Raw genomic sequence first — 23,458 nt, forward strand, 5'->3', positions numbered from 1 at the left:
AATAATAAGATATTACAATAGTCATTTTATGATAAAAAAAACCTATTTTTTAAATCTATTTTCCCACTGCATGATTGCAGCTTTGAAGATATCTGTACCTACTTGTCCTTTATCTATAGTCAATATTACTTTCTGACCACTACGATAAGTAATAGGAATATCTATTAATAGAGATTCTTCTAGAATTTTAGAATTTTTAAAGAAGTCTTCTGCAGAAGACTTTAAAGAAATCAAATAAGAATTCTTGGAAATCATAAAAATATTAGAATCTATAAAAACACTTGGACTATTTTCTGTCCTTCTCATAGAGATTTGTCGCAAGTCTACGACAGAGTCTTGGCTTCCTTGAGGAAAAGAAAAATCTATCTCCATTATATGAGTAACAGATAAAGATATATCATGATTACATTTTAGAATAAAAGATGCCGAAAATGCGTTATTGATTATAGGAATATACCCCTTAACAATCAAGCCTTTCGCTCCTTGGGGTTGTTCTTGTTGTAAGGACCATAGTATTTTACCTGATAAAACTGAAGATCTACCTTTACCTTTATTTATAAAAACCTTACTTTCCCCTGTAAGAGAACTTACTTCTTCTATTTTTTTTCTCTCTAATGGAGGTGTAATAACTTCATTTTTATCTATGTGGTTTTTAAACATAATATTACTAATATTAGACGAACTATCCGCCGAAACAGTAGAAGGACCCATATCAACTTCAGAACCGTCCTCTAATAATCTACGTGTGATTTTAGGGCGAATATTTGATAAAACATTTTTATTGTCATAAATATCTTTATTTAATGATTTTCTACTTAAAAAGTTAGTGACACTAACTTTAGTCTTTATCAAAAAATATGATAATCCCATTGTCATAATTATTAATACAATCAAAAATATAAAATATTTGAAAAAATTACGTTCTGATATTCCCGAGTAAAAATATGGCAATTTACGTTTTATATTAATAAAATAATTCTGTACTGAAGAAAAAATTGAATTAGATGAAGAAGAAAACCTTCCTAATAAATTAGCCCTTCTAAAACAACTTTTATCATGTTCAATAGCCGTAAACGGGAAAATCGATGGGTTATATCTTTGTTGTGCATTGACTGGAAAACTCAAAATATCTCTTAATCTACAAGAAAAATGTTTTGATGAAAGAATAGTTCCCACTTCATTTTTCACTTTAGAAGACAAAATTGAAGATGTCTGCTCATTTTTATTATCATTCAAAGAAGAAGAATTGGTTATTAAACGAGATTTAATAAAAACATTCTTCTTACAAGTAGAATCATTTTTTTTAGAGATTACTAAACCCTTATTATCATTTACAGAACAAGATAATTTTTTATTTTGTTCTTCTACTTGTATAATTGCTGTCTCTAACTTATTAAATTGACGTTCTAATATCTCTTTAGGAGGACGGGGAGTAATGGATTCTAAGCGACGAGATACTGACTGCCGAGCGCGTTCATATATATGAAAACGCATTTCAGGAGTATTCTCAGGCAAATTATCAACAGCACGCTGAATTACTAATACAAAATCCACCATTTATCACATTTCTACTATCTTAATGTATCAAATACAAAATAAATAAATACTAAAGAGTATAATTATCGAATGGGTTAGAGATAATCATAGTATTTTCTCTTTCTGGACCAACGGATAACAAAGCTACAGGCACTTCCAATACCTCCTCTATTTTTCTTATGTAACTCTTTGCTTTTTCAGGAAGATCAGAAAAAATACGAATTCCAACAGTAGACTGCTTCCATCCCTCTAACATCATATATATAGGCTCAAAATGAGTATGACATATAGAATCATCTGGCAAAAAATTTACTTCACAACCATCTATCTGATATCCTATACAAATTTTCAATTCATCAAGACCATCTAGAACGTCAAGTTTTGTCAATGCTATACCTTTAACACCATTAATAATAACAGAACGACGTATTGATACTAAATCCAACCAACCACAACGACGTTGTCGATTAGTTACTGTACCAAATTCTTTTCCAACTTTTTTTAAAAAATCACCAACTTCATCTTTTAATTCAGTAGGAAAAGGCCCCTCACCAACGCGTGTTGTATAAGCTTTTACAACACCAAGAACATACCCTATAGAATCAGGAGCAACTCCAGATCCAATAGCCGCCTGTGCAGACATTGTATTTGATGATGTAACAAAAGGATAGGTGCCATAATCATTATCCAATAAAAAACCTTGCGCTCCTTCAAAAAGAATACGCGCTCCTTTACGAAATTTACGCTCAAGAAAAGACCAAACAACATCCATAAAAGGAAGAATTTTGTCTCTTGCATACATTAATTCTTCCAATATCGTTTTACACAACACTTCTTTTTCACCAAAAGAAAGTCTTAATGCATTATGATGCAATAATAATCGTTCAATTTTTTCTGAAATATTATCTATATCGGTGAGATCCATCACTCGAATAGCACGTCTTCCAACTCTATCCTCATAAGCTGGACCGATACCTCTTTGCGTTGTTCCTATATGAGTTCCATGACAAGAAAGCATGTTTTCTCGCAACATATCAAGATCTCTATGTACAGATAATATTAGGGATGCATTATTGGCAATACGTAAATTATTAGGAGTAACACAAATTCCTTGATTTGATAAACTTTCGATTTCATATACAAAATAATGCGGATCTATTACCACACCACTGCCTATAATAGATATCTTATCAGGACGCACTATTCCAGAAGGAAGAAGAGATAATTTATAAATAACATCATTTATTTTTAAAGTATGACCAGCATTATTTCCTCCTTGAAATCTCACAATCACATCAGAATTATCTGAAAGCCAGTCCACAATCTTTCCTTTGCCCTCATCACCCCACTGCAATCCGACTACCACTACATTTGCCATTAAGAATCTCTTTCTTTTATTATATAATCCAAAAACAATTCATAGTAATAAAGATAATTTCTACACTTTCATCTAATCACAAAAAATCGAGATATAAAATGTTAATAAGTTAATGTTTTAATTTAACTTTATATCCATATTTATTTCCCTGACAAAATAATTAACTTATCTAATCATCAAATATAATTAATTTAATAAAGATATACAAATTATTGTAAAGATCGCAAAAATGATCTACAACGAAAATTATTTTGTAATATAGTACTTGTTGTTTTTAAAAAAAATTTATGCTTATATGGGATGATTTAAAAAATGTGCGCGGGTGTGGCGGAACTGGTAGACGCGACGGATTCAAAATCCGTTTTTGGTGACAAAGTGTCGGTTCGATTCCGACCATCCGTACCATTATGCTAGTTTTATTTTTAAATGACAAAAGATATATTTTTATATTATTTTTTGTAAAAGTATTAGACGGAAAGACAATGTAAATTTTGTGTTTAACACGTAATAAAATATTTAAGAATGATGTTTTTATAAGTAAGTTACTAATCTATAACCGCAAGTTAAATTATAAGCTAAAATTATTCTCATATAAATCGAAATAAGGACATAGAAACGGGTTATTGACTATAATATTATCCATCTATAATACCTTACAAGAATAAAATCTACGTAATTTGACTACGCAAATAGGATAAATCTAATAATAATTGTTGCATCTGAGATCTTTGATCCACGTCAAAGATGTTATCAAGAGAAGAACGAGCTTTATTGATACGATTATCTAATTCTTGAAGACAAGTTTCATCCATCAACAAAATATTCTCACTTAAAACTGTACAGCGATACGGCATTATATCGCAAATACCATCAATTATTACATACTGATGACAATCTTCAAAATTAAGACCTACCTTAATAATTCCAGCCCTTATTGTAGTCAAAGTATAATCATGACCTATGAGAACTGTCATATAACCAGACTCAGAAGGCAATTGAACAGACTTAACTGTACCAGAGAAAAAACACATTTCTGGCGACACTAATTCAAAATGCAAAGCTTTTACTAAAGACATAATATCCCATATAAAATCTAAAAAAAAATTTAAATTGTCTTAGCTTTTTGTACAGCCTCGTCTATTGATCCAACCATATAAAATGCAAGCTCTGGTAAATGATCATAATCACCATTTACCAATCCTTTAAATCCTCTGATTGTCTCTTCTAAAGAAACAAATTTACCTGGCAATCCCGTAAAAGATTCGGCAACATGAAACGGCTGTGACATAAATCGTTCTACCTTACGTGCACGAGCAACAACTAACTTATCTTCTTCTGAAAGCTCATCCATCCCAAGAATTGCAATAATATCTTGTAGAGATTTATACCTTTGTAAAATTTCTTGAACTCTACGCGCAACCTCATAATGCTCTTCTCCAACAATATCTATTTCCAGAATACTAGAGTTTGAATCAAGTGGATCAACAGATGGATAAATTCCTTTTTCCGATATCTGACGTGACAAAACAGTTGTCGCATCAAGATGTGTAAAAGACGCAGCAGGAGCAGGATCTGTTAAATCATCAGCCGGAACATAAATAGCCTGTACAGAAGTAATAGATCCTGTCAAAGTAGTTGTAATACGCTCCTGCAGTTCTCCCATTTCAGAAGCAAGAGTGGACTGGTATCCCACTGCAGATGGTATGCGCCCTAATAAAGCTGACACTTCTGAACTTGCCTGAGTAAACCGAAAAATATTATCTACAAAAAAAAGAACATCCTGTCCCTGATCTCGGAAATGTTCAGCTACTGTTAAACCAGTCAAAGCAACTCTTGCACGAGCACCTGGAGGTTCATTCATTTGACCATAAACCAGTGAACACTTAGACCCTACAGCAGAACCATTATTCTTGCTTGGATCAACATTAACTTTTGAATCAATCATCTCGTGATACAAATCATTGCCTTCACGAGTACGTTCACCTACACCAGCAAAAACAGAATAACCACCATGTGCCTTCGCAACATTATTAATTAATTCCATAATTAACACCGTTTTCCCTACACCTGCACCACCAAATAATCCTATTTTACCTCCCTTTTTATAAGGAGAAATTAGATCTATAACTTTAATGCCTGTTATAAGAATACTAGCATCTGTAGATTGCTCTGTATATAAAGGAGATGGTTGGTGGATAGCACGACTATATGAAGATACAATAGCACCTTGATCATCAACTGGCTCTCCTATTACATTCATAATACGACCTAAGGTAGACTCTCCAACGGGAACAGTAATCTGAGAACCAGTATCAATTACAAGATCCCCCCTACTCAAACCATCAGTCCTATTCATAGCAATACATCGGACTGTTTTTCCCCCTAAATGTTGAACTACTTCAAATACGACACGAGGATCTTTATTGCTTGTTTCTAGAAATCCAAAAATTAGTGGCAAGGAATCTACAAAAACAACATCCACAACAGCTCCCATAATCTGTTGTATTTTTCCAACATTCTGGGCCTTTGCCTTAGTAATCATAATAATATTCTCTCTCTTCTTTCCCTCATTTCTTACACAGCTTCCGCACCCGCAATGATTTCAATAAGCTCGGTAGTGATACGCATTTGACGCTGACGATTATATGATAAAACTAAATCATCAACTATACGATCAGCATTACGAGTAGCATTATCCATAGAAGTAATCCTTGATCCTAATTCACTAGCTTTACTATCTAAAATGATCCAAAATATTCGAGATGAAATAATCTGCAACAAAATTTTTTCAATCATCGACAACAGATTAGGTTCATAACGATAAATCGATAAATTTTCTTTTGTTTGATCTTTTGAATCCTGATCTAAACTTATTGGAATTATCTTTGAAATAATAGGAATTTGCTGCATAATTGATTTAAATTCTGAATGTATACAAAAGCATTTATCAAAGACGTTATCTGTAAAAAGAGAAACGATCTTGCTTGCAATACCATTTGCTTGAACAAAACTTATTTCTCCTTTAGGGGATAATTCTACATAATCAACAATCATAGAAGAAAATTCTTCATGCAATCCTTCATATCCTTTTCTTCCTATAATAAACAGTTTGATATTTTTATTATAAGAAATAAATTCTCTTATACGATCTCGAGTAAAACGAATAATCTGATAATTAAAACCACCGCATAATCCTTTTTCTGCTGTAAAAACAACAATAAGATATACCTTGTCCCTACCGGCACCCCTTATCAAAGGCGAGGGATATTCTTGAAAAGACTCGCTGGAAATGCATTTTATAAAAGATTCTTTTATACGAGATTGGTATTTAGAAGCATTATTAATAGAATCTTTTGCTTTACGCAATTTAGTGACAGATATCAACTGCATAGCTTCAGTTATTTTCTGAGTCTCTTTTACAGAATGTATGCGATTTTTCAATTCTTTTAGAGAAGACATGATCTAATTTTACCCAAACCTCAGTTAAAATATTTTAAAAAAACTTCTATTTCATTGATTAGATTATTACGAATATCATCAGTTAAGACTTTTTGTTCTCTAATATTTCCTAGGATATCTTTAGATGAAACACGCATATGAGCTAAAAAATCCTTCTCAAATTTACCTATCTTAGATACCTCAACTTCATCAAGGTATCCATTTATAGCAGCAAATATCATAACCACTTGTTCCTCCATTGATAATGGGGAAAACTGCGGTTGTTTTAAAATCTCCGTTAGCTTTTCACCTTTACTCAAAAATTTTTGGGTAGAAATATCAAGATCAGAAGCAAACTTTGCAAAAGATAATATTTCACGATATTGAGCTAAATTTCCTTTTACAGAACCTGATACCTGCTTCATAGCCTTAACTTGAGCAGCAGATCCAACACGAGAAACAGATAATCCAATATTAATAGCTGGACGAATTCCACGGTAGAAAAGTTCTGTTTCTAGAAAAATCTGCCCATCTGTAATGGAAATAACATTAGTTGGAATATAAGCAGAAACATCATTAACCTGCGTTTCTATAACAGGTAGTGCTGTAAGAGATCCTGCTCCCAATGCATCCGACATCTTTGCAGCTCTTTCTAATAAACGAGAATGCAAATAAAAAACATCACCTGGATAAGCTTCTCTGCCAGGAGGACGGCGCAATAAAAGAGATATCTGACGATACGCAATTGCATGCTTATGCAAATCATCATATGCAACCAAAGCATGTCTTCCATTGTCACGGAAATATTCACCCATAGCACATCCTGTAAAAGGTGCTAAAAGCTGCATTGGAGCAGGATCAGAAGCAGAAGCCACAACTACAATAGAATAACTTAACGCACCTCTTTCTTCCAATTCTTTAACAAATCGAGCGACTGAAGAGCATTTCTGACCAATAGCTACATAAATACAGTATATTTTATCTTTATCTGATCCATTTTCATGCGCATACTTCTGATTTAAAAAAGTATCTAAAATAATCGATGTTTTTCCAGTTTTTCGGTCACCAATTATTAATTCACGCTGACCACGGCCTATAGGAATAAGTGCATCAATTGTTTTAATACCTGTTGATAAAGGTTCACAAACAGACTGACGTTGTATAATTCCTGGTGAATCTATTTCAACACAAGATCTTTGACTACACTTAATCGAGCCTTTACCATCAATAGGATTACCAAGAGCATCTACAACACGCCCTAATAATTCAAAACCAACTGGCACATCAACAACACGACCTGTACGCTTTACAATATCTCCTTCTGAAATTTCTTTACAAGAACCAAGAATGACAACACTTACATTATCGAATTCCAAATTGAGTGTCAGACCATAAATTCCATTGGGAAACTGAACCATTTCTCCGGCTTTGATATTATCAAGGCCATAAACACGCGCAATACCATCTCCAATAGAAAGTACACGCCCTATCTCAGAAAATTCAGAAACATCCTTAAAATCTTTAATTCTTTTTCTTAAAATATCAGAAATTTCTGCAGCATGGATATCCATTAATCGACCTCTTTTAATATAAAACCAAGATTCAATAATTTCGTACGCAAAGATGCGTCAATTTGATGAGAACCAATCTCCACAATAAAACCACCAATAAGCGCCGAATCCTCTATTATATCCAGTATAATACTTTTACCAACCTTCTTCTCTAAACATTCTATTAGCTCATTCTTCTGATGCAACGATAAACTACTGAACGTCCTAATAGAAGCCACAATTTGATTTCGATAATACATACAGACATCACGAAAAGACTTTACTATCATAGGTAAAATCGACAACCTTCCATTATAAACTAAAACCCGTAAAAAATTTTTTGTCATATCACAAAAACTGGATTTTTTTACCAAATCATCTATAACCAAATACCGATCTTTCATAGAAAAAACTGGACTGTTAACAAAAAACCTGAAATCGGAAGATTCTACAATAAGCTTCTCCAAACGCGACAAATCATCTGAGACTATTTCTAGAATATTTTCTTCATTAGATACAACAAACAAAGAATGAGAATATCTACCAGAAACATCATAAAAAAGATCAAACGAATGAGATAACAATTCTATAATCCCCTATAAAAAACAGGATTCAATAACTTAATAAATCTCAAGAAAAACAAACTTAAATAGAACATTTATAATAACGTCACAATTATAAAATACATAAAATTTAAAATAATAAGACAAAGTTATACTATACGCAATACAATAGATAGTTTATCTCATCTGAATTGTAGAATACATCAAATTTAAATATTCAAACCTCACTATTCATATAGCACATAAAATATAAAAATCTAGGATAAAATTTATGATCAAAAAAAATACGTAATGCCAATATATATATATATATATATATATTATGTAATTAACATTTACGCATCTAAGTATCATACTTCTCAAATCATCATTCAATCTAATCCGAAAATTATAAAAAATTTTGTGGATCCATATCAAATTGCACCCGTAATGAATGAGTTTTTTTAGGGGCATTATCATACATATGTAAGAAAAAACTTTGTAAATTAGAATTACGTTTTCCATGAATTAAAAGGCGAAAACGATAACGACCTCGCAACATAAATAATTGAGATTCAGCTGGGCCAAAAATCACAATGTCAGGCGATTTTGGAGCATTTTCTTTTAAATTATACGCATATTTCTCTACTTCTTGACATTTGTTTCCCGAAATAATAACAGAAGCTAGACGACCAAATGGAGGTAAACCAACTTCTTTTCTTGAACGAATTTCAGACGAATAAAAAGAATCCACATCTCCTGAAATCAGAGATTGTATAACTGGATGTGTAGGCTGATAAACCTGAATCAACCCCATGCTCTTGAGACCAAACCGACCAGCACGACCTGTAACCTGAGATAATAATTGAAAAGTTCTTTCAGAAGATCGCAAATCTGCATTAGCAAAACCGAGATCACCATCAACTACTCCGACTAAAGACATACGCGGGAAATTATGACCTTTTGCAACAATTTGTGTACCAATAACAATATCAACTTTTCCTTTGGCAATTTCTTCTAACTGCAGCCGCAATTTCTTAACACCACCCTCTAGATCCGAAGATAGAATAGAAATCTTAGCTAAAGGAAAATAATCATGCACTTCCTCAGCAATACGCTCTACTCCAGGACCACAAGAGATCATCTTCCCAAATGAACCACAAACAGTACAGGATTGTGAATAGATCGTAAAATAACCGCATTGATGACAGTATATTTTTTTTTTATAACGATGTTCTACTAACCAAGATGAACAATGAGGACATTTGAGCTTATGACCACATACTTGACACAAAGTCAATGGCGCATATCCCCTACGATTTAAAAAAAGTAACGTTTGTTCATTCTTTTCTAAAGTATTCTTTATACTGTCTACCATTTCTAAAGAAAGAAATTTTCCTTTTGCTATTGACTGATCTCTCATATCAATTACTCGCAAATGTGGCAAAGGACTGTTGCGATATCTTGTAGTTAAATGGAAAGAACGATAACGCCCACACATTCCATTAACCCGACTCTCTATAGATGGAGTAGCTGAGACAAGAACAACAGGAAAAGATTCAATCTTTCCTCGAACAATAGACATATCACGAGCATTATACAGAACACCATCTTCCTGTTTATAAGAAACATCATGTTCTTCATCTATTACAATAAGACCTAATTTTTTAAATGGGAGGAATAAAGCAGACCTAACCCCAACCACTACAGATATAGATCCTCTAGCTATTTGTCTCCAAATTTTTTCACGCATATTAACAGGAAGAGAAGAATGCCATTCGACAGGCTTGACACCAAAACGATTATAAAAACGATCTAAAATAGCCGATGTAAGAGAAATCTCGGGCAACAAAATCAATATTTGCTTTCCTAAATGTAAAGAAGCAGCGACAATCTCTAAATAAACCTCTGTTTTTCCAGAACCTGTTATCCCACTGATAAGCGAAACAGAAAAACCCTTATCACATAGAGGGACAATCTTCTCAACCACCTCTTGTTGTTTCTCATCCAATCTAGGCGAAGACAAATGTAGATTTGGTGCGTCTACAATAGGAGGGATAACTTCAAAAATTTGTTTAATAACCCCTTGTCCCTTTAATCTATTGATAACATTAGAGGATACTTGAGCAACACGTATTAAATCTTTTATCCTCCATATTGAACCATCTTTTATTTCATTTAATACACGAAGACGCGCTTCCGTATTAATTCGAGGAAGAATCCCAGTAAATTGAATTTTTTCTTCCACTTTTTCTGTTTCCGAAAGAGAAGAAACAACCATACGAGCGACTAATCCTAATGAAGAACATGTATATTTTGAAACCCATTTTATAAATTCACACATATGTCGTGACAATGGAGGACAGTCCAAAACATAGTCTATATGACGTAATTTACAATTATCAATCTCTTTCTCGTATCCTTGATTATACCATACTACTCCCAGAACAGTACGTGATCTGATAGGAACCCTTACAATAGCACCTAATTCTACATTCATTTCACATGGAGCCAAATAAGTATATGGGCCAGAAACCGATTGTAGAAGCAGCACAACAACACGATAATGCACTACTTCTCCTAAAGAGGATTCTGAAAACAACAACTCTTAATCTCCCATAATTCAACTTAGATAGCCTTGTTTTATAACAAAATAAACAATAACTTTTTAGTATTTAAGTCAAATAATCAGATATATTACCAATATAATGATTTATATTCCAAGGACTGGAATTCAATAATGTAAATCTACAATTTTGATAATAAATACAAAAATAATAGAATTATAACATTATCAAATATATCACGATTTTTAAATTATCTTAATAAAATGATGGTCAAAAAACCTTTTAATAAATAATTTAACTATATTAAATATAAATTTATAGGAATTTAGTTATAAATTTCGTTAATTATATATTAATATTTTTTAAATTTAAACAATAAAAACTACAATATACCTTATAGTACAAGACTGTTCCTAAACAAATCATGCCATTAAAGTATGATAATAATTTATATCAACAAACTAATACTGATTTATGAAAAATATTATTTTATGCTTATAACTCAAATATTATAACATATTATCAAAAAAACATAACTAACTTGCGTTAAGAGTTTTTTTAAAATTAGAACTATCGCGCACAAGACATTCAATAGAGTATTGAGATAATACACCAAAAAAAGCATTAAGAGCTTCTTCAAATACATCACTCAACTCACAACTGCCAACCAAAGGACAATCAATCTTACGATCTTCAAAACATTCTGCTATACAGAAAGATTCTTCCGTCGCCTGCACTACATCTAAAAGAGTAATTTGATCTGCCGGCCGACAAAGAAGTACCCCGCCATTTCGTCCTCTAACAGTATCAATTATCCCCGCTTTTACAAGAGGCTGTAAAACCTTAAATAAAAAGAGCTCGGATATACCACAAGATTCAGCAATCTGCGATATCCGATTAGGACGATCACTATGAACGGCACAGTACATCAAAATACGTACCCCATAATCAGTTCTCTTTGTCAGATGCATTCCATTGCCCTTTATAAATAAGAATCAAAATATCAATATTGAAAGTAATATAATTTATATGTTTCAAAAAATACGAAGAAAGGACGACATCGTCCTTTCTTCGTTATCTATTCAAACTAAACTAAATTAATATAAAATCATGCAGCTACGTCTTGTTTTTTACCTTCTATCATTTTTGCAGATTCTTTTTTTGAAGACTTTGAAATCTCAATACGACGTGGCTTCATCTTTTCTGGAATACTACGCAATAACTCTAAATATAAGAGTCCATTCTCTAAAGACGCAGAAACTACTTCTACGAAATCTGCAAGCTGAAAACGGCGTTCAAAAGCACGTTTTGCTATACCACGATGTAAATATTCCACTTCGTCTTTTTCTTCCGACTTCTTCTCTCCTCTAACCATCAAAATACCAGAATCAACCTCTATTGTGAGATCAGAATAATCAAATCCAGCTACAGCGACCGTTATTCTATACGTATTCTCACCAACACGCTCTATATCGTAAGGGGGATAAGCAGAAGACTGGCCAGGAGATCCTAAACCATCTAGCATCGAAAGAACAGTGTCATATCCAACTGCAGAATTATAAATACGGGAAACATCTAAACGCATAACGTCCTCCTTATGAAGCGACTATGTTATTAAAATCACCCTATCCTTAATAAAATAACTAAGAATAAGAGACGTAGATCCTATAAGGCATCTACAAACTTAATATAATAACGATGCAAAAAAATTTCAAGATATCACACAAATTAGAAAAGAATAAATCTACACTTATTCAAGAATCAATATAAACAATATATTATATTAACACTATAGAAATATGTCTTTTTAATAATTCTAAAAAATTATATTTTAGACCACATTAAAATGATCAACAATCAAACTGCATATTTTATCTGCTATTTCCGACTTTAATAACTCAGGCCAATCTTCTATTTTATCTGGGAAGACAATACTTACTTTATTGTGCTCTTTTCCTATAAAACTGGTTTCAGGCAAAATATAATTTGATACAATCAAGTCGGCTCCTTTATGTAATAGCTTTTCCCTAGCATTATCCACAAGACATTGTGTCTCAGCAGAAAATCCTACTACAAAAGACGGACGCAGTTTATGATGTCCTATAATTTTTAGTATATCGGGATTCTCTTTAAACTCTATTCTTATAGTATCCCCCATATCTTTCCGTTTTATTTTTTCATCTGCAATCTCAGAAAATCTCCAATCTGATACTGCAGCTACCATAACCGCTATATCTACAGGTAACGTTTTCAAAACCTCTTGTAACATATCATCTGCACGCTCAACATGAATGGTTGTAACACCTGGAGGATCAACAATAGAAACAGGGCCTGATATCAATATTACTTCAGCCCCAAAACGTGCAAGAGATTCGGCAATTGCATGACCTTGTCGACCAGAAGAACGATTTGTAATATAGCGCATGGGATCTAATGGCTCACACGTTGGCCCAGAAGTTACTACAGCTCGCTTGTCCTTCAAAAAAAGTTTTTTATCCCTAGATAACAACAATGTTATATTTTTTATAATATCACGAGGTTCAGACATCCTTCCTAGTCCAGATCCATTGTTTTCAGCCATTGCACCGATCTCAGGGCCTATAAAATAATATCCATCATTTTTTAAAACCTCAACATTACGTCTTGTAACCGACTTATCCCACATCATAAAATTCATAGCAGGAGCAAAAATAACAGGTTGATCTCCTCTCGCCAACAAAATAGCAGATGCCATATCACATACCATTCCATGTGCTACACGAGCAATAAAATTAGCAGATGCAGGCGCTACTACAAATATATCACAATTGTTTGCTACTTTAATATGATTGTTGTCATGTTCATTTTCATAAGAAAATAAATCCATGAAGACATGACTGTTAGATAAAGAACTTACCATCAATGGAGTTATAAATTTTTTTGCTGAATCAGTCATAACAGGGATGACAAGAGCACCCCTTTCCTGCAATCGACGAATGAGTTCTAAACTTTTATAAATTGCAATGCTTCCACACATAATTAAAACAATTCGTTTACCCAAAATATTCATAGATAAACCTTATAGAATAGTAGCAATAATATAAAGAAGAGCCCCTAGAGTAATCCATAAAATTAATTTTTCTAAAAGATAATATCTATAATGGGGAAATTCTTTTTTTGAAGAATTAAGAAAAATATTTTTTTCTGAAGATTCTAACAATAATTTATAAATATTTTCTACTGGAGCAGAAAATTGAGGCACAGACTGCACAAGACGAAAAGCAGTTTTAAGGCCATCTTGAAAATCATTCATATAACGTTTAGGGCCAATATTATCACGAATCCATTCTTCAACAATAGGCTCAGATGATGTCCACATATTGAAATCCGGATTCAGCATACGGGCTACCCCCTCTACAACAACCATAGTTTTTTGAAGCATGACTAATTCTGGACGAGTCATCATATCAAATAGTTCTGTTATCTCAAAGAGCATGGTTAATAATTTACCCATAGAAATAGTATCAGATGATTGCCCATGAATTGGCTCACCTATAGCTCGTATAGCCTGCGCAAAAGAAGAAGGATTATGATGACGTGGGACATAACCTGCTTCAAAATGAACATCTGCAACACGCTGATAATCACGAGAAATAAAACCATATAATATCTCAGCAAGAAAACGACGTTCCCTCTTGCTTAATCTACCTGTAATTCCCATATCCACAGCTACAATACACTCATTTGAATCAACAAATAAGTTTCCAGGATGTAAATCTGCATGAAAAAAACCGTCACGCAATGTATGCAATAAAAACGATTGTACAAGGACGACAGACAAACGCTCTAAATCATATCCATTAGCACGCAATTTCCCCGTATCAGATATCTTTATTCCATCAATCCATTCCATAGTAACGACATCACGTTCCGTCCTATTCCAATAGATTTTTGGAACTCGGAACCCTTGATCTTTAGCTATATTATCAGACATTTCAGAAAAAGCTGCAGCTTCAAGTCGCAAATCCATCTCCATTTTCGTTACTTGCTCCAAGGTACGTACCACCGCCGAAAGACATAATCTACGCATCGAAGGAAATAACTTTTCTTGTATACGTGCAATAAAATACATCACTTGTATATCACGAAAAAAACGCTTTCTTATACCAGGACGTATAACTTTTACAGCTACTTTTCGACGTCCATTGATATCATGGATAATTGCTGGATGAACTTGTGCAATAGAAGCAGCTGCGACAGGATCACGGAATTCACAGTACAATGTTTCAATTGGTGATTTCAAAGCTATAGAGACCAACGATTTAGCCTTAGTTGTAGAAAAAAAATCCATCTTATCCTGCAAAAGAGCAAGATCTTCAGATACTTTCTTCCCAATCAGATCTGGTCTCGTTGCCAAAAACTGACCCATTTTGACATATGAAGGACCAAGACGCTCCATAGCACGTGCTAAACGATCACTTCTCTGACATTTTTTAATATTTCGAGACACAAATAAAGATGTTATTTTCTTGCCCAAGACAACAATAGCAGGCAATTGTTCAGAAGGTAAAGATGCAATCACCCCTTCTCGTATCATTATCCAACTTACACGGAAAAATTCATAATATTTCCTCAAGCAACACTCCTTGTATTCTCCAATTTCCATCCAGAATGGAGAGCTACAACACCGTTAGTATAGTTTGCAAATGATACATTAGAAAAACCCTCTGCTGAAATAATTTTAGCAAAATCCTGTTGATTTGGGAATCTTCGAATAGACTCAACCAAGTATTGATATGGCTCTCCATCACCTGTTATTAACCTACCTATTTTAGGAATAGCATTAAAAGACCACATATCATAAAACTTTCTAAAAATCGGCTCTTGTACTTCAGAAAACTCTAGTATTAGCAATCTTCCTCCACGCTTTAGTATTCGATAAATTTCCTTAAGTACTAAGGCGATATGTGGCATATTGCGAATACCAAAAGCCAATGTACACGCATCAAAACTATTTGCTTTAAAGGGAAGATTTTCGGCATTTGCTTCAATAAAAGTAACACAATCCTCTAAGTTCTCTTTAAATGAACGATCTCTCCCAACAGAAAGCATTTCGTTATTAATATCTACAACCGTAATCTTAGCTTTATTATCCGAAGCTTCTGCAATACGAAATGCGATATCTCCTGTACCACCTGCAACATCTAAAACACGATAGTCATCAGACTTTTTAGGATTAAGTGCGGTTACCATAGCTTCTTTCCAGAACCTATGTAGTCCAAAAGACATAACATCATTCATTAGATCATAACGACGTGATACTCTAGAAAAAACATGGTTTACCATATTTTGTTTTTCTTCTTCTGGAACATCAAGAAATCCATAGGAAGTTTTCATATTTTCATCAGAATCAAAACGACCTTTTGTCATACCTATTAATCCCTGCAAGACCTTTATAAAATAATAAACCAGAACAATTAATTATTTTAAGTATAAATTTAATACCAATTGTCACGAATTCTTATTATAATCAATTCTAGTAAATGATACCATGCAAAATCAAGAAACCATTGCTAAAAGTTAAAATAAATAAAATCATATAAAAACAAACAAAATCGACTTTATTGTCTCTAAAAAGCGTTAAAATTAAGAATTATCCCATGCCTGAATTGCCAGAAGTAGAAATCATTCGACGCAATCTTACACCTATTATGAACAATATGATATTAATAGATTTATGCTTACGTCGCGAAAAACTACGTTTTGATTTCCCCCCTAATTTTTCTTCGTCCGTACGAGAAAAGAGGATCATCAATATTTCTCGTCGCGCAAAATATTTGCTTATTGAACTTGAAAATAATCTATCAATAATTGTGCATTTAGGAATGACTGGGTCTTTTATTGTTGAACAATCATCTTCCATAAGCTCTTGCATAAAACCAATAAAAAATCCCAAACATAATCATGTTATTATTTCTATTACTAACGATACGAAAACAAAAAAATATCGCATAATTTATAACGATCCTCGTCGTTTTGGATTCATGGACCTAGTAAAAACTAGTTTGAAAGAAAAATATCTTCCTTTAAGCAAACTTGGCCCTGAGCCATCTGATAAAAGCTTTAATGTATCGTATTTAACTCATCAACTTAATAAAAGAAATAGCAATCTTAAAAATGCTCTGCTTAACCAACAAATAGTAGCTGGCCTTGGAAACATTTATGTATGTGAAGCATTATGGAGAGCTAAATTATCTCCTATAAGGAACACAAAAAGTCTTGTACAAGAAAATTGTAATTCCAATCCTATAATTTCTAGATTAATTAAAGAAATTAAACAAGTTATCACCGACGCCATCAATGCAGGAGGATCTTCATTTCGTGATTATATACACATAGATGGTTCAAAAGGATCTTTTCAAAATACATTCTCTGTTTATGGGAAAGATGGAAAACCATGCCCATCAAACTGCGGACAAACTGTAAGTCGAATTATTCAATCAGGAAGATCTACTTTTTACTGCAAATATTGCCAAAAATGAAATAGACATCATGAAATCCGATGGTTTATAATATTGACTACAAAGCATTCTATAGTTATTGTGGTTTGGTGTTCTAATTGTTTGATTTACGGATGTCTAAGGTAAATCTTTGACATTGTTTTCCATCCTCCTATGTAGTATAAAGATGTTCTGACGAAAGGTATTTAATGGCTAATAAGGAATCTGCTAAAAAGATGGTTCGCAAAATTGACCGTCGCAAGTTAATTAATAAGAGTAGACGATCTTTTGTACACTCTTGCATAGTTAATGCAAATAAGGCAATTTCTTTTGGAGAAATTGGTACAGCAACAGAAGCTTGTAAAAAAGCAGAGGCTGTCATACAAAAAGCTAAAAGCAAGGGGTTATTACATAGAAATACAGCATCTCGCAGAGTTTCTAGAATATCAAAACGTTTGAAGAGGCTTTTGTAAATTCTTCATTATATTAGAATTTAAAGCACTGATAATATTGTAAAATTGCCCTAAAAGATCACCAATAAATTAATTGGTGATCTTTTTTTATCTAATACACAAATTATCTTTGATAAATTCTTTGTATTAGGAACATAGATATTAGACAACCTTGGTTGTCGATTCGAAACATTACCTATGATACATCGCTTTACAAAAAGGTTTTTTCTAAAAACAATAATTATGATAAATAAATTAAAAAACAAACTATATTTTTTTGAATAAATATAAAATTTATTTTAAAAAATTACAAAGAATCAAATTCTCGAATCTCATTGATTCAAAAGCGATTCTCACTTTAATAGCAATATCCATAAAATATCTCTTCAAAAGTCAATCCCCGAAAATATCATTGCCTGCAAAAATCATCATTGATATTATAGAATGTTCCTGACTAAATAGATTAGGAAAATTTGAGATACGAATCTAAAAAACACTTTAATTTTTTTGTGTAAATTAATTGGGATGGAAGGCATAGAAAATGCAATTAAGAGGAATATCTGCTTGTATTCAAGAAAATGAAGATAAAATAGCCGAAAGAGCCTCAAAGAATACTGATACGAGGTGCTTGGAAATAAAGTGTGAATCTATTTTTGCAGCCGTATCATCTCGTCTGAAAAATCAGGTGGGTCCAGATGTGTATGCTAGTTGGTTTAAAAGACTTAAATTCCATTCGGTTTCTCATAATATAGTACACCTGTCTGTACCAACTAATTTTTTAAAAGCTTGGATCAAAAATCGTTACCTTGAAAATATTACAAAACTTTTTCAAGAAGAGAGCAATAAAATTAAGGGAGTGGATATTCTTGTAAGATCTGTCGCATTACCTCCTGTAGAACAACCTGTTGTATCTAATCCTAATACTCCTGCAAAATCATCTGCAATCAGCGCAAGCGAAGGGAAAAATTATACTCTAGCAGGCAAACAGATTATCAATCCCGTATTTGGATCACCATTAGATAATAGATTTATATTTTCTACTTTTATAGAAGGGCCATCTAATCGTGTAGCACTTACAGCAGCTCATAATATTGCTGAACTAGATTCTAATGGCTACAATCCAGTAAGATTAAATCCTCTATTTATACATGCATCTGTTGGACTTGGAAAAACACATCTTTTACAAGCTATTGCTAATGCATCTATCAAAAAACAACCAAATATTCGAGTGGTTTATTTAACAGCAGAATATTTTATGTGGAGATTTGCTAGCGCTATACGTGATAACTACGCTCTCAATCTTAAAGACAGTCTTCGCAACATAGATTTACTTTTAATTGACGATATGCAATTCCTACAAGGAAAGCTAATTCAACATGAATTCTGTCACTTGCTAAATTCTCTTTTAGATAGCGCAAAACAAGTCGTAGCAGCAGCCGATCGCCCTCCTTCTGAATTGGAATCTCTTGATCCACGCATACGCTCTCGCCTTCAAGGAGGTGTATCAGTGCCGTTGGGATCGCATGATTATGATATGCGTTTTTCTATCCTTAAAAATCGCCTTGCAATATCCCAAAAGGATGATCCTAAACTACAAATAAATGAAGAAGTTCTCATGCACGTTGCACGTACTATTACAACAAGTGGACGAGAATTGGATGGAGCATTTAATCAACTTGTTTTCCGACATTCCTTCGAACCCACCTTGACAATAGAAATAGTAGACGAATTGCTCTCACATCTCGTCAATACCGGCGAGACTAAAAAAATGAGAATTGAAGATATACAGCGCATGGTAGCAAAGCATTACAATATAACACGTAATGACTTATTGTCTAACCGTCGTGTCCGCGTAGTTGTAAGACCACGTCAAATTGCTATGTATCTATCAAAAATCATGACTCCACGTTCTTTTCCAGAAATAGGACGTCGTTTTGGAGATAGAGATCATACAACCGTTCTCCATGCTGTTCGAAAAGTGGAAAAAATGTTAGAAACCGATATTACCCTTAAAAAAGAAGTAGAATTACTTAAAAGATTAATCTCCGAATAAAAATCATCCTATAGAAATCATCTCGACTCTTGTTTTTTGTGTAAATTAATAATGGTCGGGATATTTTCTATTTTTATATTTATCATTTAATATAAAAAATAACATTGCGAATAAAATATACAACTACATTGATATTGCTAATAAGTAATATTAGCACGTGTTTATTCAAATTTATTTTTTATTTATGATAAATAATACACTGATCATCTTCCTTGAAAAAATACATTGTAAAGAAAAAAATAATCATATAGCAAGATTAGCTACTACTGAATCTAGAAGCATCATTCCTTTTTGCGTGCATCGTAATCTTGAAGTCTCAATACGTTCAATAAAACCTTGTCTTTGAAGATTTTTTTCACATTCAACATCTAAATTACGCCCTGATAATATCTCCCAATCCTTTATATTTATTCCTTCTCTTAGCCTCATTCCCATCATCAACAATTCATCAGCTTGCTGTTCAGAGCTTAGAAATTCTTTTTCAACAACAGCATGTCCATTTTTTTTCACTTTTTTTAACCAATTCTCAGGATGTTTTTCTATAGACATTGCTATTCGATTAGAACCAACTTTAACACGACTATGCGCTCCTGGACCAATTCCAATATAATCACCATATCGCCAATAATTCATATTGTGCAAACTTTCAGAACCCAGTAAAGCATGATTTGATATTTCATATGCATGCAATCCATGTACACTAGTAATGCTTTGAGTCAAATTATAAAAATCAGCTGCGAGATTATCACTAGGGAGAACAAGATTTCCATCTTTATGCATTTGATAAAATAATGTTTTTTTTTCTATTGTAAGCTGATAAAGAGAAAGATGGTCTACTGCATAAGAAAGGGCTTTTTGCAGTTCCATTTCCCATTGTTTTATAGTTTGTCCTGGGAGAGAATATATTAAATCGAAAGAAATTCGTGGGAAAATATCACGTGCTAAATATATAGCTGAGATAGCTTCAGAAACGTTATGATTACGACCTAAAAATTTTAATGATTCTTCCTCTAAAGATTGTACACCTAGAGAAATACGATTTACCCCAGACTTTCTATATCCTTTAAAATTATATGCATCTACACTAGATGGATTAGCTTCAATAGTAATTTCAACATTGAATGGAAGAAACCAATTATTTGCTATATTATCAATAATAATAGCAATGTTTTGGGGATCTATAAGAGATGGAGTCCCTCCACCAAAAAAAATACTAGAAATAGATCGAGGTCCGGTTAATTTTCTCATCCACTGCATTTCTAAAAGAAAAGACTGAATAAAATGTCTTTGATCAATTTTATAACGCCTAACATGACTATTAAAATCACAGTATGGACATTTTTTAGCACAAAAAGGCCAATGCACATAAATTCCTAAAGAATTATTATCCTGATGTTTTTTATCATCTTCACATGCATTAGGATATTTCATTTTCCCTCCATACATAAACAACTATCGACAAAACACTTGAATGCACATGCTCTATGAGAAAGAATATCTGTACCAGATAGCGTAATACTGGTTATTTCTCCATTTTTCTCTTTTTCTGTCATCTCTCCAAAAGTACGATCATAGCCATTTGGTTGAAAAATAGGATCATATCCAAAACCTAGTGCTCCACGTGGAGGCCATACAATAATTCCTTGGACCTTCCCAACAAAGTTTTCTACATGACCATCAGGCCACGCAATAGATAAAACTGATATGAAATGCGCGGAACGCAACGAAGGATGATTAGCAGACTTAGATATGAGAGCATTCTCTATTTTTTGCATAGCCATTTCAAAATTACGATCACCAATATTATTTTCAGCCCATCTAGCACTATGAATTCCTGGCTTGCCCTCAAGTGCATCAATAACAAGACCAGAATCATCCGCAAGAGATGGTATACCTGTATTTCTAGCAGCACTTAACGATTTAATCATAGCATTTTCTTCAAAAGAAACCCCCGTTTCTTTTGGAACAACTAAATTTAATTCAAGAGAAGACGTTGTAACAATACCAAATGGGGCAATAAGACTATACATCTCATGTATTTTATCTGCATTGTGGCTTGCAATGATAACTTTTTTCTCAATTAATTTACGCACTTATATTTAACCTATTTGGATATCACATCTTTTTGCAACTGTATTAAATAAGCAATGCTATTTTTTGCTAAATTAAACATAGATAAAAAATGATCTTGCGAAAAAGTAGCGCGTTCCGCAGAACATTGAACTTCTACTATATCACCTGTATCGGTCATTACGAAATTAGCATCAACATCAATGTTAGAATCTTCTTCATAATCAAGATCTACTATAGTGTCTCCAGATAACATGCCGCAAGATATTGCTGCTACTTGCCCTTTCAACACCTGTGATAATTGAAATTTACTTTTATGAATTTCCATATATTTCAAACAGTCATATAACGCAATCCATGCTCCGGTAATTGAAGCAGTTCGTGTACCTCCATCTGCTTGTATAACATCACAATCTACAATAACCTGATTAGATCCTAAAGCCGAAAGATCAACTACTGAACGCAAAGAACGACCTATTAGGCGCTGTATTTCTTGGGTTCTTCCACCCTGTCTTCCACTAACGGATTCTCGTCTCATACGGCTTCCAGTAGAACGAGGCAACATTCCATACTCTGCAGTGATCCATCCATGTTTTGCATTACGGATCCACATTGGGACTTTCTCTTCAAGTGTAGCAGTAATTAAAACATGAGTGTCACCGAATTTTACCAAACAAGATCCTTCAGAATATTTAGAAACATTTCTTATCAATGATATTTCTCGAATTTGACTTTTCTGTCTACCCAATAAACGCATAAGTTTTACCCTTCATAACCTATTTTTGTTTACATACATCACTTAAAAAACAAAAAAATAATGTAAAACAAACAATAAATACGATAAATTAGTGTACTATCCCAATAAATTTTTTAGGATTGATAGTGAAATGCATATAAAAATAATAATATCATATATTTTTCCAAACTAAAAAAATCATAATCAAATTTTACGGATAGTAGAAACTTAATTAAAGACCGACTAGAATAACTTATTAACATAATTATGCGGTAAAATCAATGATTTAGATACGCCCTAACCCTAGAATCTACAATAGTAAATAGCATTGATTCTACGTTGTTTTATTTTATGACGCCCGCACCTTTTGGACTATAATTTTCGATCTTTTTTTTAAACTAATTAATTATATTTTAATCTAAATAAATCGTATTCTTGATTTTTTAACTTATTTTATAATAACAATATGTGTGCAGTTGATTTTTATATTCTTGGTTAGGGCTTTATGAACGACTTTCCAATAAATATGTCGTATTAGAAAAGGATATGGCCAATCAGAAAATAACTTTTGCTAGGACGATTTCTTTATTGTAATATTGCTCTTTTTGACTTACAATGTAGATATGGCGAACGTTGCAGAAAAAGAAAAAACATCTA

At 32.9% G+C, this 23,458-nt stretch carries 19 protein-coding genes and 1 tRNA gene; 4 read left to right on the top strand and 16 right to left on the bottom strand.

Features of this window, described 5'->3' with window-relative positions:
- Nucleotides 1-42: 42 nt before the first annotated feature.
- Nucleotides 43-1,557, bottom strand: coding sequence for a hypothetical protein (locus GY664_RS03140; protein WP_333948012.1), 1,515 nt, complete (start codon nucleotides 1,555-1,557; stop codon nucleotides 43-45).
- A gap of 49 nt (nucleotides 1,558-1,606) precedes the next feature.
- On the bottom strand, nucleotides 1,607-2,914 hold the full coding sequence (locus GY664_RS03145; protein WP_333948014.1) for an adenylosuccinate synthase: 1,308 nt from the start codon (nucleotides 2,912-2,914) through the stop codon (nucleotides 1,607-1,609).
- A 318-nt stretch (nucleotides 2,915-3,232) separates the two neighbouring features.
- Here GY664_RS03145 and GY664_RS03150 point away from each other — a divergent pair.
- Nucleotides 3,233-3,319: transfer RNA gene (locus GY664_RS03150), tRNA-Leu, on the top strand.
- 263 nt (nucleotides 3,320-3,582) lie between these two features.
- On the opposite strand, the gene GY664_RS03155 is transcribed toward GY664_RS03150, so the two are convergent.
- The 11 genes from GY664_RS03155 to ubiE form a co-directional block, all read right to left on the bottom strand.
- Nucleotides 3,583-3,990, bottom strand: a complete 408-nt coding sequence (locus GY664_RS03155; RefSeq protein WP_333948015.1) for a F0F1 ATP synthase subunit epsilon — start codon at nucleotides 3,988-3,990, stop codon at nucleotides 3,583-3,585.
- Between the two features lie 29 nt (nucleotides 3,991-4,019).
- Nucleotides 4,020-5,456 (bottom strand): F0F1 ATP synthase subunit beta, encoded by a 1,437-nt coding sequence (gene atpD, locus GY664_RS03160; RefSeq protein WP_333948016.1) that lies wholly within the window; start codon nucleotides 5,454-5,456, stop codon nucleotides 4,020-4,022.
- Between the two features lie 32 nt (nucleotides 5,457-5,488).
- Nucleotides 5,489-6,373 (bottom strand): ATP synthase F1 subunit gamma, encoded by an 885-nt coding sequence (gene atpG, locus GY664_RS03165; protein ID WP_333948017.1) that lies wholly within the window; start codon nucleotides 6,371-6,373, stop codon nucleotides 5,489-5,491.
- 20 nt (nucleotides 6,374-6,393) lie between these two features.
- The gene (gene atpA, locus GY664_RS03170; RefSeq protein ID WP_333948018.1) at nucleotides 6,394-7,923 is read right to left on the bottom strand and encodes a F0F1 ATP synthase subunit alpha; all 1,530 of its coding nucleotides are present in this window, start codon (nucleotides 7,921-7,923) and stop codon (nucleotides 6,394-6,396) included.
- Complete coding sequence (gene atpH / locus GY664_RS03175) at nucleotides 7,923-8,486, bottom strand: ATP synthase F1 subunit delta (protein ID WP_333948019.1); 564 nt, start codon at nucleotides 8,484-8,486, stop codon at nucleotides 7,923-7,925. The genes atpA and atpH overlap by 1 nt, the downstream gene beginning before the upstream one ends.
- Nucleotides 8,487-8,853: 367 nt before the next feature.
- Nucleotides 8,854-11,049 carry a primosomal protein N' gene (locus GY664_RS03180; RefSeq protein WP_408612127.1) on the bottom strand — a complete coding sequence of 732 codons (2,196 nt, stop codon included), beginning with the start codon at nucleotides 11,047-11,049 and terminating at the stop codon, nucleotides 8,854-8,856.
- A 498-nt stretch (nucleotides 11,050-11,547) separates the two neighbouring features.
- Nucleotides 11,548-11,982, bottom strand: coding sequence for an iron-responsive transcriptional regulator RirA (gene rirA, locus GY664_RS03185; protein ID WP_333948021.1), 435 nt, complete (start codon nucleotides 11,980-11,982; stop codon nucleotides 11,548-11,550).
- 137 nt (nucleotides 11,983-12,119) lie between these two features.
- Entirely contained in the window at nucleotides 12,120-12,596 is a 477-nt protein-coding gene (locus tag GY664_RS03190; protein WP_333948022.1) for an Hsp20 family protein, read from the bottom strand.
- 246 nt (nucleotides 12,597-12,842) lie between these two features.
- On the bottom strand, nucleotides 12,843-14,060 hold the full coding sequence (gene coaBC, locus GY664_RS03195; RefSeq protein WP_333948023.1) for a bifunctional phosphopantothenoylcysteine decarboxylase/phosphopantothenate--cysteine ligase CoaBC: 1,218 nt from the start codon (nucleotides 14,058-14,060) through the stop codon (nucleotides 12,843-12,845).
- 9 nt (nucleotides 14,061-14,069) lie between these two features.
- Nucleotides 14,070-15,656: a 2-polyprenylphenol 6-hydroxylase gene (gene ubiB, locus GY664_RS03200; RefSeq protein ID WP_408612128.1), complete on the bottom strand. Its 1,587-nt coding sequence runs from the start codon at nucleotides 15,654-15,656 to the stop codon at nucleotides 14,070-14,072.
- Entirely contained in the window at nucleotides 15,623-16,420 is a 798-nt protein-coding gene (gene ubiE, locus GY664_RS03205) for a bifunctional demethylmenaquinone methyltransferase/2-methoxy-6-polyprenyl-1,4-benzoquinol methylase UbiE (protein ID WP_333948026.1), read from the bottom strand. Before ubiE ends, ubiB begins: the two co-directional genes overlap by 34 nt.
- A 230-nt stretch (nucleotides 16,421-16,650) precedes the next feature.
- Here ubiE and mutM point away from each other — a divergent pair, with 230 nt between their 5' ends.
- The 3 genes from mutM to dnaA all read left to right on the top strand — a co-directional run bounded on the left by mutM (nucleotide 16,651) and on the right by dnaA (nucleotide 19,995).
- Complete coding sequence (gene mutM / locus GY664_RS03210; RefSeq protein WP_333948027.1) at nucleotides 16,651-17,532, top strand: bifunctional DNA-formamidopyrimidine glycosylase/DNA-(apurinic or apyrimidinic site) lyase; 882 nt, start codon at nucleotides 16,651-16,653, stop codon at nucleotides 17,530-17,532.
- A gap of 167 nt (nucleotides 17,533-17,699) precedes the next feature.
- Nucleotides 17,700-17,963, top strand: a complete 264-nt coding sequence (gene rpsT / locus GY664_RS03215; protein ID WP_333948028.1) for a 30S ribosomal protein S20 — start codon at nucleotides 17,700-17,702, stop codon at nucleotides 17,961-17,963.
- 520 nt (nucleotides 17,964-18,483) lie between these two features.
- A complete protein-coding gene (gene dnaA, locus GY664_RS03220) occupies nucleotides 18,484-19,995 on the top strand; it encodes a chromosomal replication initiator protein DnaA (RefSeq protein ID WP_333948029.1) in 1,512 nt (503 codons plus the stop codon).
- Nucleotides 19,996-20,238: 243 nt separating this feature from the next.
- On the opposite strand, the gene hemW is transcribed toward dnaA, so the two are convergent.
- Genes hemW through rph form a run of 3 tightly spaced genes read right to left on the bottom strand, consistent with a single transcriptional unit; the run spans nucleotide 20,239 to nucleotide 22,822 of the window.
- Nucleotides 20,239-21,426: a radical SAM family heme chaperone HemW gene (gene hemW / locus GY664_RS03225; RefSeq protein ID WP_333948030.1), complete on the bottom strand. Its 1,188-nt coding sequence runs from the start codon at nucleotides 21,424-21,426 to the stop codon at nucleotides 20,239-20,241.
- Nucleotides 21,423-22,088: a non-canonical purine NTP pyrophosphatase gene (locus GY664_RS03230; protein ID WP_333948031.1), complete on the bottom strand. Its 666-nt coding sequence runs from the start codon at nucleotides 22,086-22,088 to the stop codon at nucleotides 21,423-21,425. The genes hemW and GY664_RS03230 overlap by 4 nt, the downstream gene beginning before the upstream one ends.
- 11 nt (nucleotides 22,089-22,099) lie before the next feature.
- Entirely contained in the window at nucleotides 22,100-22,822 is a 723-nt protein-coding gene (rph, locus tag GY664_RS03235) for a ribonuclease PH (protein WP_333948032.1), read from the bottom strand.
- Between the last annotated feature and the right edge of the window lie 636 nt (nucleotides 22,823-23,458).

This window comes from Candidatus Liberibacter brunswickensis (genome assembly GCF_036858155.1).
Lineage (GTDB): Bacteria > Pseudomonadota > Alphaproteobacteria > Rhizobiales > Rhizobiaceae > Liberibacter > Liberibacter brunswickensis.

Excerpts from the sequence above, each read along its gene's own strand:
- GY664_RS03140 (WP_333948012.1), bottom strand. The coding sequence starts at position 1,557 with ATGGTGGATTTTGTATTAGTAATTCAGCGTGCTGTTGATAATTTGCCT.
- coaBC (WP_333948023.1), bottom strand. The coding sequence starts at position 14,060 with ATGAATATTTTGGGTAAACGAATTGTTTTAATTATGTGTGGAAGCATT.
- rpsT (WP_333948028.1), top strand. The coding sequence starts at position 17,700 with ATGGCTAATAAGGAATCTGCTAAAAAGATGGTTCGCAAAATTGACCGT.
- GY664_RS03155 (WP_333948015.1), bottom strand. The coding sequence starts at position 3,990 with ATGTCTTTAGTAAAAGCTTTGCATTTTGAATTAGTGTCGCCAGAAATG.
- hemW (WP_333948030.1), bottom strand. The coding sequence starts at position 21,426 with ATGAAATATCCTAATGCATGTGAAGATGATAAAAAACATCAGGATAAT.
- atpA (WP_333948018.1), bottom strand. The coding sequence starts at position 7,923 with ATGGATATCCATGCTGCAGAAATTTCTGATATTTTAAGAAAAAGAATT.
- ubiE (WP_333948026.1), bottom strand. The coding sequence starts at position 16,420 with ATGACAAAAGGTCGTTTTGATTCTGATGAAAATATGAAAACTTCCTAT.
- atpG (WP_333948017.1), bottom strand. The coding sequence starts at position 6,373 with ATGTCTTCTCTAAAAGAATTGAAAAATCGCATACATTCTGTAAAAGAG.
- GY664_RS03190 (WP_333948022.1), bottom strand. The coding sequence starts at position 12,596 with ATGCGTTTAGATGTTTCCCGTATTTATAATTCTGCAGTTGGATATGAC.
- rirA (WP_333948021.1), bottom strand. The coding sequence starts at position 11,982 with ATGCATCTGACAAAGAGAACTGATTATGGGGTACGTATTTTGATGTAC.
- dnaA (WP_333948029.1), top strand. The coding sequence starts at position 18,484 with ATGCAATTAAGAGGAATATCTGCTTGTATTCAAGAAAATGAAGATAAA.
- GY664_RS03145 (WP_333948014.1), bottom strand. The coding sequence starts at position 2,914 with ATGGCAAATGTAGTGGTAGTCGGATTGCAGTGGGGTGATGAGGGCAAA.
- atpD (WP_333948016.1), bottom strand. The coding sequence starts at position 5,456 with ATGATTACTAAGGCAAAGGCCCAGAATGTTGGAAAAATACAACAGATT.
- rph (WP_333948032.1), bottom strand. The coding sequence starts at position 22,822 with ATGCGTTTATTGGGTAGACAGAAAAGTCAAATTCGAGAAATATCATTG.
- ubiB (WP_408612128.1), bottom strand. The coding sequence starts at position 15,656 with ATGGAAATTGGAGAATACAAGGAGTGTTGCTTGAGGAAATATTATGAA.
- mutM (WP_333948027.1), top strand. The coding sequence starts at position 16,651 with ATGCCTGAATTGCCAGAAGTAGAAATCATTCGACGCAATCTTACACCT.